The organism is Streptomyces enissocaesilis, from assembly GCF_039533765.1.
Taxonomy (GTDB): domain Bacteria; phylum Actinomycetota; class Actinomycetes; order Streptomycetales; family Streptomycetaceae; genus Streptomyces; species Streptomyces enissocaesilis.
In genome coordinates this window covers 1-16,996 of the sequence record NZ_BAAAUD010000057.1, presented here as the reverse complement: position 1 = coordinate 16,996, position 16,996 = coordinate 1, and the positions used below count along the sequence as shown (strand labels likewise).

The 16,996-nt window shown below is 71.5% G+C and carries 15 protein-coding genes; all 15 read right to left on the bottom strand.

Features of this window, described 5'->3' with window-relative positions:
- Window positions 1-45: 45 nt before the first annotated feature.
- Window positions 46-1,443, bottom strand: coding sequence for an aspartate aminotransferase family protein (locus tag ABD374_RS29580; protein ID WP_344499345.1), 1,398 nt, complete (start codon window positions 1,441-1,443; stop codon window positions 46-48).
- 12 nt (window positions 1,444-1,455) lie between these two features.
- Window positions 1,456-2,511 (bottom strand): adenosyl-hopene transferase HpnH, encoded by a 1,056-nt coding sequence (gene hpnH / locus ABD374_RS29575; RefSeq protein ID WP_344499343.1) that lies wholly within the window; start codon window positions 2,509-2,511, stop codon window positions 1,456-1,458.
- A 5-nt stretch (window positions 2,512-2,516) separates the two neighbouring features.
- Window positions 2,517-3,170 carry a phosphorylase family protein gene (locus tag ABD374_RS29570; RefSeq protein WP_344499341.1) on the bottom strand — a complete coding sequence of 218 codons (654 nt, stop codon included), beginning with the start codon at window positions 3,168-3,170 and terminating at the stop codon, window positions 2,517-2,519.
- On the bottom strand, window positions 3,170-5,230 hold the full coding sequence (shc, locus tag ABD374_RS29565) for a squalene--hopene cyclase (protein ID WP_344499339.1): 2,061 nt from the start codon (window positions 5,228-5,230) through the stop codon (window positions 3,170-3,172). The genes ABD374_RS29570 and shc overlap by 1 nt, the downstream gene beginning before the upstream one ends.
- 112 nt (window positions 5,231-5,342) lie before the next feature.
- Window positions 5,343-6,437, bottom strand: coding sequence for a polyprenyl synthetase family protein (locus ABD374_RS29560; protein ID WP_425577388.1), 1,095 nt, complete (start codon window positions 6,435-6,437; stop codon window positions 5,343-5,345).
- The gene (hpnE, locus tag ABD374_RS29555; RefSeq protein ID WP_344499335.1) at window positions 6,434-7,849 is read right to left on the bottom strand and encodes a hydroxysqualene dehydroxylase HpnE; all 1,416 of its coding nucleotides are present in this window, start codon (window positions 7,847-7,849) and stop codon (window positions 6,434-6,436) included. The genes ABD374_RS29560 and hpnE overlap by 4 nt, the downstream gene beginning before the upstream one ends.
- 127 nt (window positions 7,850-7,976) lie before the next feature.
- A complete protein-coding gene (gene hpnD, locus ABD374_RS29550) occupies window positions 7,977-8,897 on the bottom strand; it encodes a presqualene diphosphate synthase HpnD (protein ID WP_344499333.1) in 921 nt (306 codons plus the stop codon).
- Window positions 8,898-8,923: 26 nt separating this feature from the next.
- Entirely contained in the window at window positions 8,924-9,844 is a 921-nt protein-coding gene (hpnC, locus tag ABD374_RS29545) for a squalene synthase HpnC (RefSeq protein WP_344499331.1), read from the bottom strand.
- 434 nt (window positions 9,845-10,278) lie between these two features.
- Window positions 10,279-11,064, bottom strand: a complete 786-nt coding sequence (locus ABD374_RS29540) for an ABC transporter ATP-binding protein (RefSeq protein ID WP_344499329.1) — start codon at window positions 11,062-11,064, stop codon at window positions 10,279-10,281.
- Window positions 11,057-11,992, bottom strand: a complete 936-nt coding sequence (locus ABD374_RS29535) for an ABC transporter permease (protein WP_344499327.1) — start codon at window positions 11,990-11,992, stop codon at window positions 11,057-11,059. Before ABD374_RS29535 ends, ABD374_RS29540 begins: the two co-directional genes overlap by 8 nt.
- Window positions 11,993-12,086: 94 nt before the next feature.
- A complete protein-coding gene (locus tag ABD374_RS29530; RefSeq protein ID WP_344499425.1) occupies window positions 12,087-12,959 on the bottom strand; it encodes a glycosyltransferase family 2 protein in 873 nt (290 codons plus the stop codon).
- A gap of 23 nt (window positions 12,960-12,982) precedes the next feature.
- On the bottom strand, window positions 12,983-13,762 hold the full coding sequence (locus ABD374_RS29525) for a CDP-alcohol phosphatidyltransferase family protein (protein ID WP_344499325.1): 780 nt from the start codon (window positions 13,760-13,762) through the stop codon (window positions 12,983-12,985).
- The gene (locus ABD374_RS29520) at window positions 13,740-14,801 is read right to left on the bottom strand and encodes an iron-containing alcohol dehydrogenase family protein (RefSeq protein WP_344499324.1); all 1,062 of its coding nucleotides are present in this window, start codon (window positions 14,799-14,801) and stop codon (window positions 13,740-13,742) included. Before ABD374_RS29520 ends, ABD374_RS29525 begins: the two co-directional genes overlap by 23 nt.
- Window positions 14,789-15,526 (bottom strand): phosphocholine cytidylyltransferase family protein, encoded by a 738-nt coding sequence (locus ABD374_RS29515; RefSeq protein WP_344499322.1) that lies wholly within the window; start codon window positions 15,524-15,526, stop codon window positions 14,789-14,791. Before ABD374_RS29515 ends, ABD374_RS29520 begins: the two co-directional genes overlap by 13 nt.
- A partial coding sequence (locus tag ABD374_RS29510; protein WP_344499320.1) for a DUF5941 domain-containing protein occupies window positions 15,523-16,996 on the bottom strand: 1,474 nt, incomplete at its 5' end. The genes ABD374_RS29515 and ABD374_RS29510, both read right to left, overlap by 4 nt.

The following is a 16,996-nucleotide window of genomic DNA, read 5'->3' as shown; positions in this document are numbered from 1 at the left end:
CAGAGCCATTGCCCGTGAGGCAAGCGTCTTGCCTCCGAGGCAAAATCACCGGTTGGCCACCGCCTGCTTCACGAGCGTCCTGCCGAAGTCCCACATCAGGCCGCCGCCGCTGTGGGCGTCGTCCATCACCGCGGTGAACGCGCCGACGAAGCGGTCCACCTCCTTCTCCCCCACGATCAGCGGCGGGATCAGCTTGATCACTTCGAGGTGGTCGCCGGAGACCTGGGTGAGGATGCGGTGCTTGTGGAGCAGCGGTACGACGACCATCTGCGCGAAGAGTCCTTTGCGGGCGGCCTGGAGCACGGCCCAGCGGCTGCGCAGTTTCAGCGAGGCGGGCCTGCCGAACTCGATGCCGATCATGAGGCCGCGCCCGCGCACGTCGTGCAGCAGCTCGTAGCGGCCGGTGAGCGCGGTCAGCCGCTCGCGCAGCAGGTCGCCCGAGCGCCGGGCGTTCGCGACGATCTCCTCGTCCTCCATCACCGTGAGGACGGCCAGGCCCGCCGCCATGGCCTGCGCGTTCGAGCCGAAGCTGGCCGAGTGCACCAGCACCCGGTCCATCGACGAGTAGACGCGTTGGAAGATCCAGTCCTTGCCGAGGGTCGCGCCGACCGGTACGTAGCCGCCCGAGAGCGCCTTGGCGACGCACAGCAGATCCGGTTCCACGCCCTCTTCGTGCTGGTACGCGTAGAAGTCGCCGGTCCGGCCCAGGCCCGTCTGCACCTCGTCGGCGATCAGCAGCGCCTTGTGGCGGTGGAGCAGCTCCTGGGCGGCGCGCAGGAACCCCGGCGGGGACTCGTGCACGCCCTTTCCCTGGATCGGCTCGACGACGAAGCCGGCCACGTCGCCCTTCTTCAGCTCCCGCTCCAGCGCGTCCAGGTCCCCGAGCGCGATTTCGGTGTCCGGCAGCAGCGGTGCGAACCCGTCCCGGAAGCCCGCCTCGCCGTTCACCGACAGCGAGCCCGTGGTCAGGCCGTGGAAGGCGTGGGCGCAGTACAGGACCCTGGGCCTGCCCGTCGCGTACCGGGCGAACTTCAGCGCGGTCTCGACGGCCTCCGTGCCGCTGTTGCCGAAGAACACCCGGTCCAGGTGCGGGCTGTGGGCGAGCAGCTTCTCCGCGAGCAGTCCGGGGAGCGGCTGGCAGTCGAAGCGCGTCAGGTCGGCGAGCGAGGCGTCGAGGACGTCGTGCAGCGCCTCGCGTACGACGGGGTGATGCCGGCCGAGGCCCATCACGCCGAAGCCCGCGAGCATGTCGAGGTAGTCGTTGCCTTCCGCGTCCCAGAAGTAGGCACCCTCGGCGCGCTCGTAGACCTTGTCGAAGCCGATCGTGCGCAGCATGCGCGGCAGCTGGTGGTTCAGGTGCCTGGCGTGCAGCTCGTAGCGCTCGGCCCCGCGTTCGGCGAGGAGTCCCGCCAGGTCGAACCCCTTCGGCCCGCCGTCCGTCATCGCGCGCTCTCCTCAGTGCTCGCCGGCGGGGCCGGGCTTCCCCGGCTGCCCGTGGCGTCCCGAGACGGTCTCGCGGGCCGCGCGCAGCGACTCCTTGAGCGACCCCATGGTGGCGAGCACGGCCGTCGGCTCGTAGCCGCAGTGCGCCATGCAGTTGGCACACCTGGGGTCCTTGCCCCGTCCGTACTTGCTCCAGTCGGTGTCCTCGATGAGTTCCCGGTACGTCGGGACGTACCCGTCGCTCATCAGGTAGCAGGGCCGCTGCCACCCGAAGAGCGAGTAGTTGGGGATCGCCCACGCCGTGCACGGGAAGTCCGCCTTGCCCTCCAGGAAGTCCAGGAAGAGCGGCGAGTGGTTCAGCCGCCAGCGCCGCCGGTTGCCGCCGGAGAACGCCTTCCGGAACAGTTCCCTGGTCTGCTCGACGCCGAGGAAGTGCTCCTGGTCGGGAGCCTTCTCGTACGCGTAGGCGGGCGAGATCATCATCTCGTCCACCTTCAGGTCGTCATTGAGGTAGTCGAGCACCTCGACGATCGTCTGCGGGGTGTCGGTGTTGAAGAAGGTGGAGTTGGTGGTGACCCGGAAGCCGCGCTTCTTGGCCTCCTTGATCGCCGCCACCGCTTCGTCGAACACGCCTTCCTTCGCCACCGACGCGTCGTGCCGCTCGCGCAGCCCGTCGATGTGCACGGCGAAGGCGAAGTACGGCGAAGGCGTGAACTTCTCGATCTTCTTGCGCAGCAGCATCGCGTTGGTGCAGAGGAACACGTACTTCCTCTTCGCCACCAGCTGCCGCACGATCTCGTCGATCTGGGGGTGCATCAGCGGCTCGCCGCCCGCGATGGAGACCATCGGAGCGCCCGACTCCAGTACCGCGCCCACGGCCTGGGCCACGGGCATGCGCTGCTTCAGGACCCCGGCCGGGTGCTGGATCTTGCCACAGCCCTCGCATGCGAGGTTGCAGGCGTAGAGGGGTTCCAGCTCGACGATGAGCGGGAACTTCTCGCGCTTGCGGAGCTTCTGTTCTACGAGGTACGTCCCGACCCTGATGGTCTGACGGAGTGGCATGGCCATCTAGCTCACCTCCTGGGGAGCAGCAAAGAACGGTGCCATTCGAAGAAAGCCGGAAGGACTGCGCGGAGAACACGGAAGGCCGATATCCCGCCCCGGACCGTCCCCATGCGCACGAGCTCGTGTTCCGGAGCGTCCACGACCACGCGTACGGCCGCGACCGGACGCGGACCCGCCCGCAGCGCGCTCCGGAGCGTGGCGGCGGACTCCATGTCCACCGCCACGGCCCCGGTGGCCCGCAGCCCGGCCCGCTCGTGTCCGCGTACGACATGGTCGGAGCCGGCCAGCGGACCGGTGTGGACGGTGCGCCCGGGCACCGCCCTGGCCAGCGCCCCGGCCAGCAGCTCCACACCCGTGCAGGCCGTGCTGGAGCGGGGGTCGCGGGTCTCGTCGGCGACGACCAGGTCCCCGGGGCGCATGCCGGGGACGAGCCCGGCGCAGAAGCCGGACGCGATGACGGCGGCGTCCCCGGCCGGGCGGCCGGGCCCGAGCACCCTGCCGACGGCCGCCTCGGCCGCCCCGGGACCCATGCCCGTACGCAGTACGGTCACGGGCCCCGGGGCCCCCTTGCGGTCACCGCCGCGCAGCGCGAACCGCTCGATGCCGAGCGCGCAGGCGATCAGCAGCGGCACGGGCCCCGGGAACGCCGGGGACCGGCCCATCAGGTCCCCTGCCGGAGGCCCGGGAAGGCGGGCTCCCCGTGGGCGTACCGCCCGAGGGCGGTGAGCGGGAAGACCTGACGGTAGAGGTGGTAGTTGATGGAGAAGTCCCAGGGGAACCCGGTGCCCGTGAAGTACGGCTCGTCCCAGGAGCCGTCCTCCCGCTGGGTCCCGGCGAGCCAGGCGACCCCCCGCTCGACGGACGTGCGCTCCCGCTCCCCCGCCGCGAGCAGGGCCAGCAGCGCCCAGGCGGTCTGCGACGGGGTCGAGGCACCGTGTCCGGCCCATCGGGCCTCCCGGTACGAGCGCAGGTCCTCGCCCCAGCCGCCGTCGTCGTTCTGGACGGACTCGAGCCAGTCGACGGCGCGGCGGATGGCGGGGTGCGTGGCGGGCAGTCCGGCCGCGGTCAGCGCGGGCACCACCGATCCCGTTCCGTACACGTAGTTGACGCCCCAGCGGCCGAACCAGGCCCCGCTGGGTTCCTGCTCGGCCAGCAGCCACTCGATGCCGCGCCGGGTCCGCGGGTCGTACGCCTTGCCCTCGACCGCCAGCATCTCCACCATGTGCGCGGTGACGTCGGCGGACGGCGGGTCGATGACCTCACCGAAGTCGCAGAAGGGCAGCCGGTTGGGGAAGGGGCTGGTGTTGTCGGCGTCGAACGCCGCCCAGGCACCGTTCTTCGACTGCATTCCGAGGCTCCAGCGGACGGCGCGCCGGACGGTCGCTTCCATGCGCCCGCGGTCCGGGTGCGCGACGCGGCGGAGCGCCAGGACGACCTCGGCGGTGTCGTCGATGTCGGGGTAGTTGTCGTTGTGGAACTCGAACGCCCAGCCTCCGGGCTCCAGTCCGGGCCGGCGTACGGCCCAGTCGCCCGGCCGTACGATCTGCTCGCTCATCATCCAGTCGGCCGCCTTGACGAGCGCCGGGTGGTCGGGGCGCACCCCCGCGTCGGCCAGTGCGATGGTGGCGAGGCAGGTGTCCCAGACCGGCGACTGGCAGGCCTCGATCATGCGGGAGCCGTCCTCGCGCCACACCGTGAACCGGTCGAGCGATGCGAGCCCGGCGCGCATCACCGGATGGTCCAGGTCGTATCCGAGCAGGTGGAGCGCGATCAGGGAGTACACGGCGGGCGGCTGGATGCCGCCCCAGCAGCCGTCGTTCTCCTGCCGTTCGACGATCCAGCGCGCAGCGCTCCTCAACGCGGCGCCGCGCAGTCTGGCGGGCGCGACCTTGCGGTAGGCGTGCAGGGCCTTGTCGAGCAGTTGGAAAGCGCCCTCCCAGCCGGTCGGCGCGGCAAGCCCCCTGGGCGGGTTCGGCACCCGAGGGTCGGTGTGCAGCTCGTCGAGCGCGAACGGCGCGGGGCGCACGGGCCGCTTCGCCGAGACCACGGTCAGCGGCACGATGGTCTGCCGGGCCCAGCAGCCGAAGTCGTAGATGTTGAGCGGGAACCACGAGGGGAGGAAGATCAGTTCGGGTGGGAGCTCGGGCAGGTCGTCCCATTTCCACCAGCCGAAGAGCGCGAGCCAGATGCGGGTGAAGACGCGGCTCGCGGCGATGCCGCCGTGCTCCCTGATCCAGGCCGCGGCGCGGGCCATGTGCGGGTCGCCCGGCAGGTCGCCGGCGAGCCGCAGGGCGACGTACGCCTCGATGGTGGTGGAGAGGTCGCCGGGTCCGCCGTAGAAGGTGGCCCAGGTGCCGTCGCCGCGCTGCTCGCCGCGGATGAAGAGCGCGGCGGCCCGCAGGGTCCTGTCGTCCCCGGTGCCCAGGAAGTGACGGAGCAGCAGGTCCTCGGCGTCCATGGTCACATTGGTCTCGAGGTCGCCCTTCCACCAGCCCTGGGGGTCCTGCTGGGCGAGCAGATGCTCGACCGCGCGGTCGGTGGCCCGCCGCGCCGCGTCCAGGACGCCGGGCGGGGCCGGCCCGGTGGCGGTGGCGGTGGCGGTGGCGGTGGCGGTGGCGGTGGCGGTGGCGGTACCGATACCGGCGGTGTTGTCGGTGAGTTCGCTGGCCGCGGCTGCGCGGGGCTCCAGGGCCCCGGGGCTTCCGTCGGTCGTCGCTGTCATGGTTTCCCCTTCGTGCAGTGGGTTTCTCTGCTGTGCTGGGGTCCGACGTCGGCCGGCGCCCGGTTTCCCTGGCACCGGCCGGCGACTGCGAGTCATATGAGGCGGATACTGATCATCTCTTCCGTACGACGACGAAGTCGGCGAGCGCGGTGAGCTGCGCACGCACCTGCGGGGGCATGTCGACGCCGTCCAGCGCCTCGATGGCGACGGCGTGCTGCCTGCGGGCTTCCCGAGCCGTCCACTCGCGGCCGCCCGCCTCCTCGATCAGAGCCGCCCTGGTGGCGAACTCCTCCTCGGAGAAGCTGTCGAAGTCGTTGCTCTTGGCGTCGGCGGAGAGCAGTTCGCCGAGCCGCTCGGAGGCGGTGCCGCCGGCCGCCAGCGCCGCGACGACGGGCAGGGACTTCTTGCGCTGGCGCAAGTCGCTCCAGGTCTGCTTGCCGGTGGCGTCCGGGTCGCCCCAGATGCCGAGCAGGTCGTCGACGGCCTGGAAGGCGAGACCAAGGTGGTGGCCGTACGCCTCCAGCGTGTCGGCCGTACGGTCGTCCGCCCCGCCGAGCACCGCGCCGATGGAGACGGCGCAGGCGAGCAGCGCGCCCGTCTTGTTGCCCTCCATCTCCAGGCACTCCTCGACGGTGACCCGCTCGCGGTGTTCGAAGGAGATGTCCTGCGCCTGGCCGTCGATGAGCTTGCGGCTCGCGGTGGTGAGCCGGCGCGCGGCGCGCCCCGCCTCGACGGTGCCGAGTTCCAGCAGCACCTCGTTGGCGAGCGCGAAGAGCGCGTCGCCGACGAGGATCGCCTGCGCGGGGCCGTGCACCTTCCACACCGTGTCGCGGTGGCGGCGCTGCTCGTCGCCGTCCATCAGGTCGTCGTGGAGCAGGGAGAAGTTGTGTACGAGTTCCACGGCGACTGCGCCGGGGACACCGGTCTCGGGCGATGCGCCCGCCGCCTCGGCGGACAGCAGCGCGAGCGCAGGGCGCACGGCCTTGCCGCCGTCGCCGTCGGCGGGCCGTCCCTGTGCGTCGATCCACCCGAAGTGGTAGGCCGCGACGGTGTCCATGGGGGGCGCGAGCCGGTCCACGGCGGCCCTCAGCACCGGCGTGGACAGGGTGCGGCCGCGCTCCAGAAGCGCGGCGATGTCCACCGTGGTGTCGTCCACCGGATTCACCGGGGTCACAGGCTCTCCTCTTGTGTCAATGCCAGTGCTCATAGCGCCTCCTGCAACGGATGTTCATGGGCGCGGCCGAGTTCGCGGAGCGCCGCGCCGGCGGCGGTGATGCCGCTGCGCACGGCGCCCTCCATGGTCGCGGGCCATCCCGTGGCGGTCCACGCCCCGGCCAGGTACAGGCCGGGCGCGTACGTACGGGCGCCGGGGCGCAGCCGTCCGACGCCGGGGGTGGGGGCGAACGTCGCTGTCCGCTCCCGGGTGACGAAGAAGTCGCGCACGCCCGCGCCGCGCGCGGCGGGCAACAGCCGCTCCAGCTCGGGGAGGTAGCGCGCGCGCAGCTCGGCCACGGGCGCGTCGATCTCGTCCTGGCAGGCCGACTGGGAGACGGCGAGGTACTGTCCGCCGCCCTTCAGTCCGGAGGACTCCGTACGGTCGAAGACCCACTGGACGGGGGTGCCGAGCGCCGCGAAGAAGGGCCGGCGCAGCACCTTGCGGTCGTACACGACATGGACGTTGAGGATCGGCGCGGTTCCGATGTCCAGCAGCCGGTCGGGGTCGTCGACGGCGCCTTCGGGCAGCAGCGCGTGCGTCTCGCCCTGGGGCACGGCGAGCACGACGGTGTCGGCCTCGATCCGCTCCCCCGCCGTGCCGACCTCCCAGCCGCCGCCCGCCGCACGGGAGAGGGAGGTGACCTTGGTCCGCAGCTCCGTCCGCACACCCGCCGAGTCGAGCGCCTCGCGGGCGAGCGTGTCGTGCAGATCACCGAGCGGTACGTGCGCCCAGCCGATGTCGGCCGCGCCGGGATCGGAGAGCAGCCCGGTCTTGAAGACCATCGCGGCGAGGCCCAGCGAGGCGTGGGACGCGGTCGCGTTGAGCGTCGCGACGCCGACGAGGTCCCACAGCGCCTCGACGGTGCGCGCGGACTGCCCGTGGCGGCCCAGCCAGGTCGCGAAGTCCACGCCGTCCAGGGCGGGATCGGCCGGGTCGAGCTTCTTGAGGGCGAGCGCCGCCCGGCCGACGCTCGCGCGCTCGGCGAGGGAGAGGTGCGGGTAGGCCGCCAGACCGGCCGCGAGGTGCAGCGGTACGGGCAGCCCGGTGCGGCGCAGTCGTCCGAGCCGGGGCCCGGCGCCGCGGCCGACGTCGAGCACGGGTACGTCGAGGCGGCTCTGCAGCGGCGCGAGTCCGGCGCCCTCCACCCGGTCGAGGAACCACCGGTAGGCGGTGCAGCAGCGCAGGTAGACGTGCTGGCCGTTGTCGACGGTGAGGTCGCCGCGGCGGAACGAGAACGCGAGGCCGCCCAGGCGCGGGCGCCCTTCGAGCAGCGTCACCCGCGTCCCGGCGTCGGCCAGCCGGAGCGCGGCCGTGACGCCGGCCAGTCCTCCTCCGACGACGACCGCGTGCGCGGACGGCCCCGCCGGCGCGGGGGACGCGGGGCCCGGCGTGCCGCGTGTCATGCGCCCTCCCCGCGGGCCTCGCCGACGGGGTACGGACTGCGGGCCGCCACGGTCGGGGGCCCGTCGGCCCGCCGGGGGGCCGCGCCTTCCTCGCGCGCGTTCGTCCCGCCGGCCGCGACGGGCCGCATCAGGCACGCCCCCTGGTGTGGAACCGGGACACGGTACGGGCGTCGAGCCCCGAGAGGCCGCGGACGGCGACGTACGCCTTCTCGTGGCCGGGCAGCGAGACGCGGCCGCGCAGCACGGCCCCGGGGTCGCGCTCGATGCGGTCGAGGAGCCGCCGGTAGATGCCGGCCATGGCGGCGACGCAGGCGCCGGAACGCCGGTCGAGCAGGGGGAGCAGCCGGTAGCCCTCGGTGAACAGGGCGCGGGCGCGGCGCACTTCGTAGTGGACGAGGCCCGTGAAGTCGGACCCGTCGGGCGGGGTCGCGCCGTGGAAACCGGCCGAGCAGCCGAACTTGGCGAGGTCGTCGGAGGGCAGGTACGTACGGCCGTTCCCGGCGTCCTCGCGGACGTCGCGGAGGATGTTCGTGAGCTGGAGGGCGAGGCCCAGCGTATCGGCGTACTCGCAGGCGCGTTCCGTGGAGAGCGCGCCGGCCTGGGTGCCGAACACGCCCAGGGAGAGCCGTCCGATGGCGCCCGCGACACGTCGGCAGTAGACCTTGAGGTCGTCCCAGGTCTCGTAGGTCTCGCCGCGCACGTCCATGAGGACGCCGTCGATGAGTTCGTCGAGACCTTCGAGCGGGATCGGGAAGCGGCGCGCCGTGTCCGCGAGCGCCACGGCGACCGGGTCGGTGTCGTCGTCGTCCACGGTCCCCGTCCGGACGCGATCGAGCAGCGCGCGGGTCTCCTCGAGCCGCGCCTCCTTGACCTCGGGCGCGAGCACTCCGTCGCCGATGTCGTCCACGCGCCGCGAGAACGCGTACAGCGCGGACATGGCGTTGCGCTTGTCGGTCGGCAGCAGTCTGATCCCGTACGCGAAGTTGCGGGCCTGCGCTCCGGTCACTGCCTCGCAGTAGCTGTACGCGGCGAGTACCGGTGCGGACATCTGCGTGAGTCCCTCCACGGGCCGGCTCACCCCTCTCTTCGGTCTCGTCGCAAGACAGCTCCCACTGCGCGCAGCAGACTCAGCTTGGTGGGTCGGGGTGGTCCGGGGAGTACGTCGTAGCCGGCGGCCGCGACCGCCGTGAGGGCGGCGCGTCCGCCGCCGACGAAACCGGCGAGCAGCAGTTTGAGCCTGCCGTGGACGCTGCCCACCAGCGGGATGCCTTCATCCAGCAGGTGCCCGGCGCGTTCCGCTTCGTACGCGACCAGCGCGCGCACCGACGCGTTCGCGGACGGCGCCGCCAGATCGGCCTCCCCGACGTGGAAGCGCGCCATGTCGTCGGCGGGCAGGTAGATCCGGTCGCGTCCGAGGTCCTCGCCGACGTCCTGGAGGTGTTCGACGATCTGCAGGGCGGTGCAGACCGCGTCCGAGCGGCGGATCCGCTCGGGACTGGCGGTGCCGGTGATCTCCAGGACCAGCCGGCCGACGGGGTTGGCGGACAGCTCGCAGTACGCGAGGAGGTCGTCGTACGTCTTGTAGCGCCGTACGAGCTGGTCCTGCCGGTTGGCCTCGACGAGCCCGAGGAAGGGCTCGGGGGTGAGCGAGCAACGGCGCACGGTGGGTGCCAGGGCCCGCAGGATCGGGTGGCGCGGGCCGTCCCCCGAGGCGTCGAAGACGCGGCGCAGGTCGGCCTCGAAGGCGTCGAGCACGGCGAGGCGGTCGTCGGCCAGGGCCGGGTCGAGGCCGAGGAGGCGGGCGTCGGCGCCGCCGGGGGCGAGGTCGCCGTCGCCGATGTCGTCGACGAGACGGGCGTAGCCGTAGACGGCCATCAGGTCGTCCCGCCAGGCGCGCGGCAGAAAGAAGGGAGCCACCGGGAAGTTCTCGTCGGCGGCCTTGTCGAGGGTGGTGCGCGTGTGTGCGTCGGGGCGCACGCGCGGGGCGCCGGTCATCGCGGGCTGCCCGGCGCGTGGACGGCGGAAGCGTCTCGGAGCTGGAGAGTTCCCGTAGCCATTGCCGTCACGTCTTCCGTTCTACACTGCTGACCCAATACATCCCATTTCGGACACGCCGCCGGTCCGCCGGAGCGATGGACCGTCCACGGGCGGAATGCCGAGGCGTTATCGCCCCACTTGCCGTGAATCAGCACCGGTACAGCTTACGTCGTACAACGCCCGGCACTGCGCCGGGGTGTGACGCGCATGGCGGCAACGCGGCACTTCGCACCGACTTCCCCGCAGATGACGGGAGTTGGCGATTACGACGTGTTCGCGGAGTGCCGCCGCGCCGGGGCGCGTCGCCCCTCCCCCGGTGCGCCCGCGCATGCAGAGCCCCCGCCGGATGCGGCCGACGGGGGCTCCGCATGCGCGGGGAACAGGCAGGCGGCCTAGCGGCCGGTCTCCTTCTCGTACGCCTTGAGGACCTCGTCCGTGGGGCCGTCCATCAGCAGCTCGCCCTTCTCCAGCCACAGGACGCGGTCGCAGGTGTCCCTGATCGACTTGTTGCTGTGGCTGACCAGGAAGACCGTGCCGGCCTCCTTGCGCAGCTCACGGATGCGCTGCTCCGAGCGGATCTGAAACTTCCGGTCGCCGGTGGCGAGCGCCTCGTCGATCATGAGTACGTCGTGGTCCTTGGCGGCGGCGATGGAGAAGCGCAGCCGGGCCGCCATGCCGGAGGAGTACGTGCGCATCGGCAGCGTGATGAAGTCGCCCTTCTCGTTGATGCCCGAGAAGTCGACGATCTGCTGGTAGCGCTCGCGGATCTCCTCGCGCGTCATGCCCATCGCCAGGCCGCCGAGGATGACGTTGCGCTCACCGGTCAGGTCGTTCATCAGCGCGGCGTTCACGCCCAGGAGCGAGGGCTGGCCGTCCGTGTAGACCTTGCCCTGCTCGGTCGGCAGGAGGCCGGCGATGGCCCGGAGCAGGGTCGACTTGCCCGAGCCGTTCGTACCGATCAGGCCGATCGCCTCGCCCCGGTAGGACGTGAAGGAGACGCCCTTCACGGCGTGCACCTTGCGTACGCCGGGCGAGTCGCCCTTGCCGCGCCTCATGATGCGGCTCAGTGCGGCGGTGGCACTGCCGCGCCCGCCCGCGCCCGCGTTGACGCGGTACACGATGTGCACGTCGTCGGCGATGACCGTGGGGACGCGCCCCTTGTTCTTGTCCTCAGCCACGGCCGTAGCGCTCCTCAGCCTTCCAGAAGTACACGAAGCCCGCGCCGCCGATCAGCAGCGCCCAGCCGAGGCCGACCGCCCAGACGTGCGGGGGCAGGTTCTCGTTGCCGTACCCGTCGATCAGGGCGAAGCGGACGAGGTCCATGTAGACGGCGGCCGGGTTCCACTGGAGCACGTCCGTGACCCAGAGCGGCAGGTCCTTGTCCTTCAGCATCTCCGGGATGGAGAACATCACGCCGGAGGCGTACATCCACGTACGCATCACGAAGGGCATCAGCTGGGCGAGGTCGGGCGTCCTGCTGCCGAGCCGGGCCATGATCAGCGCGAGGCCGATGTTGAAGACGAACTGGAGGACCAGCGCGGGGAGGACCAGGAGCCAGGAGAGCGCGGGGTAGCTGCCGAAGGCCATCGCGATGATGACCAGCACGATCATCGAGAACATCAGCTGCTGGAGCTGCTGGAGCGCGAAGGAGATCGGCAGCGAGGCGCGCGGGAAGTGCAGCGCTCTCACCAGGCCCAGGTTGCCGGAGATGGACCGGACGCCGGCCATCACCGAGCTCTGGGTGAAGGTGAAGACGAACACGCCCGTGACCAGGAACGGGACGTATTCGTCCCGCTCCATGCCCCGGTCGGCCTCCAGGATCAGGCCGAAGATGAGGAAGTACACGAGCGCGTTCAGCAGCGGAGTCGCCACCTGCCACAGCTGGCCGAGCTTGGCCTGGCTGTACTGGGCGGTCAGCTTCGCCTGCGAGAACGCGAGGATGAAGTGGCGCCGGCCCCACAGCTGCCGGACGTACTCGATCAGCCCCGGCCGGGCACCGCTCACCGACAGGCCGTACTTGGCGGCGAGCTCCGCCGGGGTAAGTCCGTCGTCGGGAGATGGCGGGGCGCTCGTCGCGACCGCACCCTCATGGGTTGTGTCACTCACAAGTCGAAACTTTCGTGTTCAAGATGCGCAGGCAGTAAGGCGCAGGATCGGGCTCAGGTCCCGCGTGCACCCGATGCTTTCAGACCCGAGCTTGTCAGATGACAGGAGGTCGGCCCAGCCGGGTCAGGCGCCAGACGGTACGCCATCTCATGGGACGGCGCGCACCGGCGGAGGTCGTCCACCCCTCCTTGAAGCCGCCGAACCACGCCTTGAGCGCGGGTACGGAGGGGCGCCGCGCCAGCGTGAGCAGCAGCCACACACCGAGGTAGACGGGTACCAGGGGGGCCGGCAGATTGCGGCGTGCCAGCCACACCCGGTTCCTGGCCACCATGCGGTGGTAGACGGCATGCCGGGAAGGAGCGGTCGTCGGGTGGTGGAGGACCATGTCCGAGCGGTAGTCGATCATCCAGCCGGCGTCGAGCGCCCGCCACGCCAGATCGGTCTCCTCGTGGGCGTAGAAGAACTCGTCGGGCAACCCGCCGACCTCGGCGAAGACCTTGGTGCGTACGGCGTTGGCGCCGCCGAGGAAGGTCGTCACGCGCGAGGAGCGCATCGGATCGGCGGCGCGCAGCCGCGGGACGTGGCGGCGCGCGGTCTCGCCCGTCTCGGGGTCCGCGATCCGGAAGCTGATGATGCCGAGCTCCGGATCGGCGGCGAAGGCCCGGCGGCACAGTTCGGCCGTGTCGTGGTGGGCCAGCAGACCGTCGTCGTCGAGGAAGAGCAGGATGTCCATCTCGGCGCCGCCGGGGCCGAACGCCTCGATGCCGGCGTTGCGGCCCCCCGGGATGCCGAGGTTCTCGGGCAGCTCGACGGTCCGTACGCCCTCGGGGATGCCGGTGACCGGGGAGCCGTTGCCGACGACCACCACCTCGACCCGGTCGCCGTCCTGCTTGGCGACCGAGTCGAGGAGGGCGCGCAGCTCGTCCGGGCGGTTGCCCATCGTGATGATGACGGCCCCCACCTTCATGCCCGCGCCCGGTGCCGCGCCCGTCACTTCAGCCTGCTCGAAGCGAGGATGGACACGAGGTGCAGGAACGTCTGGAGGATCGCGATCCCGGCCAGTACGGCGATCCCGAGGCGGCTGAAGAACAGGTCGCCCTGGACGCGGTCGACGACCGCCACGACCAGGATGAACAGGCTCGCCTCGATGCCGCCGACCAGGCGGTGGAACTTCAGCGCGGCGGCCGCCCGGCGCGCCAGTGCCAGACCGGAGGAGCGCGGCACGGATGCCTCGTCCTTCACGGCGGGCAGACCGCTGCGCGCACGGGCCACGTCGACCAGGTCGGTCTCCGCCTTGATCAGGATCGCCCCGAGCGCGGCGAGCGTTCCGAGGAACGCCCACAGCCACTCGGGCCGCCCGGCGCCGAACAGGTCCGCGCCGCGCAGCCCGAAGCCCACCAGCAGGGCCGCCTCGCACAGGTAGTGCCCGACGCGGTCCAGGTAGACACCGGTGATCGAGGTCTGCCCCCGCCAGCGGGCGACCTCGCCGTCGACGCAGTCGAGCAGCAGGTAGACCTGGAACAGGATCACCGCGAGGATCGCACCGGTCAGCCCGGGGATCAGCAGGGCCGCACCGCCCAGGACGCCCACGACGACCATGAGGTACGTGAGCTGGTTGGGCGTGATCCTGGTGTTCACCAGGTACGGGTCGATGTGCAGCGAGATCTCCCGCATGTACATCCGCCCGGCCCAGTGCTCACCGCTGCGCCGGTCCTTCACCCCGTCGGGGTGAACGACCGGACGGAGTTCAGCTACTGATGGTCTTGACATAGTCGGCGTAAGCGTCCCTGATCTGGTCTGCGGACAGGTCGAGGTGCTCCAGGATCGTGAAGCGTCCCGGTCGGGTCTGTGGTGCGTACGTGACGGCCTCGACGAACTCGTCCACGCTGAAGCCGATCTCGCCGGGGAGCACCGGCAGGCCGTGCCTGCGCAGCACCTCGGCGAAGAGACCGGCGTCCTCGGTCGCCCCGCGCAGGTGCATCGCGAAGGCGGCGCCGAGGCCGACCTGCTCGCCGTGGAGCGCGGAGCGCTTGGGGTAGAGCAGGTCGAAGGCGTGGCTGATCTCGTGGCAGGCACCGGACGAGGGCCGGGTGTCGCCGCTGATCGACATGGCGATGCCGGACAGGACGAGGGCCTCGGAGAGGACCGTGAGGAACTCGTCGGTGCCGACGCCGCCGGGGTGGCGCAGTACGGACTCTCCCGCCGTGCGGGCCATGGCGGCGGCGAGGCCGTCGACCTGCTCGCCGTTGACCCGGTGGGACAGCTCCCAGTCCGCGATCGCCGAGATGTTGGAGATCACGTCACCGATGCCGGACCGGACGAAGCGCACCGGGGCGTCGCGGATCACATCGAGGTCGATGACCATGGCGATGGGAGTCGGCACGCCGTAGGACCCGCGGCCGTTGTCGTTGTCCAGGATGGACACCGGTGAGCAGATGCCGTCGTGCGAGAGGTTCGTCGCGACGGCGACCATCGGCAGGCCGACCCGCGCCGCCGCGTACTTCGCGACGTCGATGATCTTGCCACCGCCGAGGCCGACCACGGCGTCGTACCGCTTGCCCTTGATGCCGTCCGCCAGCCGGACCGCCGAATCTATGGTCCCGTCGGCGACGGCGTACCAGTCGGCGCCCGGGAGGACCGGCGCGAGCTTGTCGCGCAGGGCCAGTCCCGAACCGCCACTGGTCGCTATGGCGAGCTTGCCGGAGGCGGAGATCCGCTGGTCGGCCAGGAGACCGGCCAGATCGCCCATGGCGCCGCGGCTGATGTCGACGACGACCGGGGACGGGATGAGACGTGTCAGTACTGGCACGCGATCTCACGGCCCTTCGCGAGGTCGTCGTGGTTGTCGATCTCGACCCACGTCACTTCCCCGATGGGAGCCACGTCGACGGTGAAGCCGCGGTTGACGAGCTCCTGGTAGCCGTCCTCGTAGTAGAGGTCGGGGTCGCGCTCGAAGGTCGCCTTCAGCGCGTCGGCGAGCTCCTCGGCGGCCTCGGGCTCGATGAGCGTGACACCGATGTACTCGCCGGTGGCCGTCGACGGGTCCATCAGCTTGGTGATCCGCTGGACGCCCTTGCCGTCCTGCGTGATGACCTTCATCTCCTCGTCGGCGAGGTTCTTCACCGTGTCGAGGGCGAGGATTATCTTCTGGCCCTTGCCGCGGGCGTCGAGCAGGGTCTTCTCGACGGAGACCGGGTGGACGGTGTCGCCGTTGGCGAGGATCACACCCTGCTTGAGGACCTCACGCGCGCACCACAGGGAGTAGGCGTTGTTCCACTCCTCGGCCTTGTCGTTGTCGACGAGCGTGATCTTGAGGCCGTACTTCGCCTCAAGAGCCTCCTTGCGCGCGTAGACGGCCTCCTTGCGGTAGCCGACGACGATCGCGACCTCGGTCAGGCCGATCTCGGCGAAGTTGCCGAGCGTCAGGTCCAGGATGGTGGTCTCGCCGTCCACGGGCACGAGGGCCTTGGGGAGGGTGTCTGTGTAGGGACGCAGACGCCGTCCGGCGCCGGCTGCCAGTACGAGGCCGATCATGCGGGTTCTCCTTCGTCATGTACTGCGGGTGCTCCGGAGGACACCCAGAAGCGGATGGACTCCACGAGCACCACGAGCGCCACGGCCACAGCGAAGGCCGTGAGCGCCAAGGTGAGGTCTGTGTGCTGCGTCGAGGCCGACAGGAGGGTGGTGACTGCCGCCACCACCAGCGTCCGGCCTTCGTGCCCGCCGATCGTCCGCACCAGCCACTGGGGCGGCGCGCCTGTGCCGCCGCGGATGCGGTACACCGTGTCGTAGTGATGGTAGGCGACCGCTCCGACCAGCCCGAAGGCGGCGGGGAGGGCACCGCTCGCGTCGGAGCGGGCGGCGAGGATCAGGATCGTGCCGTACTCGGCCGCCCGGAAGAAGGGGGGCACGAGCCAGTCGAGGGAGCCCTTGAGGGGGCGGCCGACCGCGAGGCCCGAGGCAACGGCGTACAGCAGGGCCGCGGCCACGGGCCACGGGCCGCCATAGGGCGCGAAGGCGGCGGTGGCGAGGACGGCCGCGCCGCCGAGCAGGGCTGTCACCGGCGGTGCGAACCGCGGGAGGCGGCGTACGGCGTTCCCGGTCGCCGCGGCCACGGCCCGGGCGAGCGGTCCGCTGTCGGCGAGGTCGGCGAGGGCCCGGGCCGCCCGGTCGGTGCGCCGTGCCGTGCGGGTCAGCGAGCGCAGGACACGCCCCGCGGTGGTGTAGAGGGCGGCGAGCGCGCAGCCGACGAGCAGGGCGTAGAAGACGATCCGCGGGGTGGTGACGGCGGTCAGGACCGCGATCATCGCCCACCGCTCACCGATCGGCAGGACGATCATCCGCCGCGCCCAGACCGTCCAGCCGACGCTGTCGAGCTTGTCGGAGAGGGCGGCGGTGGGGCTCGTGTTGGACTCGGCGTCGTGGTTCGCCTCGTTGAAGGAGAAGTCCACGACGTGGCGGCAGGTCTGGAGGACCATCGCGCCGAGCGCCAGCGCCCAGACGTCGTCACCGCCGCGGGCGGCGCCGAGGGCGAGGCCCGCGTAGTAGGCGTACTCCTTGGCCCGGTCGAAGGTGGCGTCCAGCCAGGCGCCCATCGTCGAGTACTGCAACGAGTAGCGGGCCAGCTGCCCGTCGGCGCAGTCCAGGACGAAGGAGAAGAGCAGCAGCCCGCCGGCCGCGACGTAACCGCCGCGGGTGCCGGTCGCCGCGCAGCCGGCCGCGATCAGCGCGGTGATCAGCGAGGCGGTGGTGACCTGGTTGGGGGTGAGGCCGCGGCGGGCGCACCAGCGCGCGAGGTGGCGCGAGTACGGGCTGATGAAGAAGGTGGTGAAGAAACCGTCGCGGGACTTCACGGCCGTACGCAGCCGCACGGCCTCCTCGTCGACGGAGGCGACGGCGGAGCGGGCGTGCGCGCGCTCGGCCTCGTCCGTGGCGACGACGGCGACCAGCGAGCCGAGCTCGGGCCGCTGCACGGCGGTGCCGCCCGCGTCGAGCGCGGCGGCG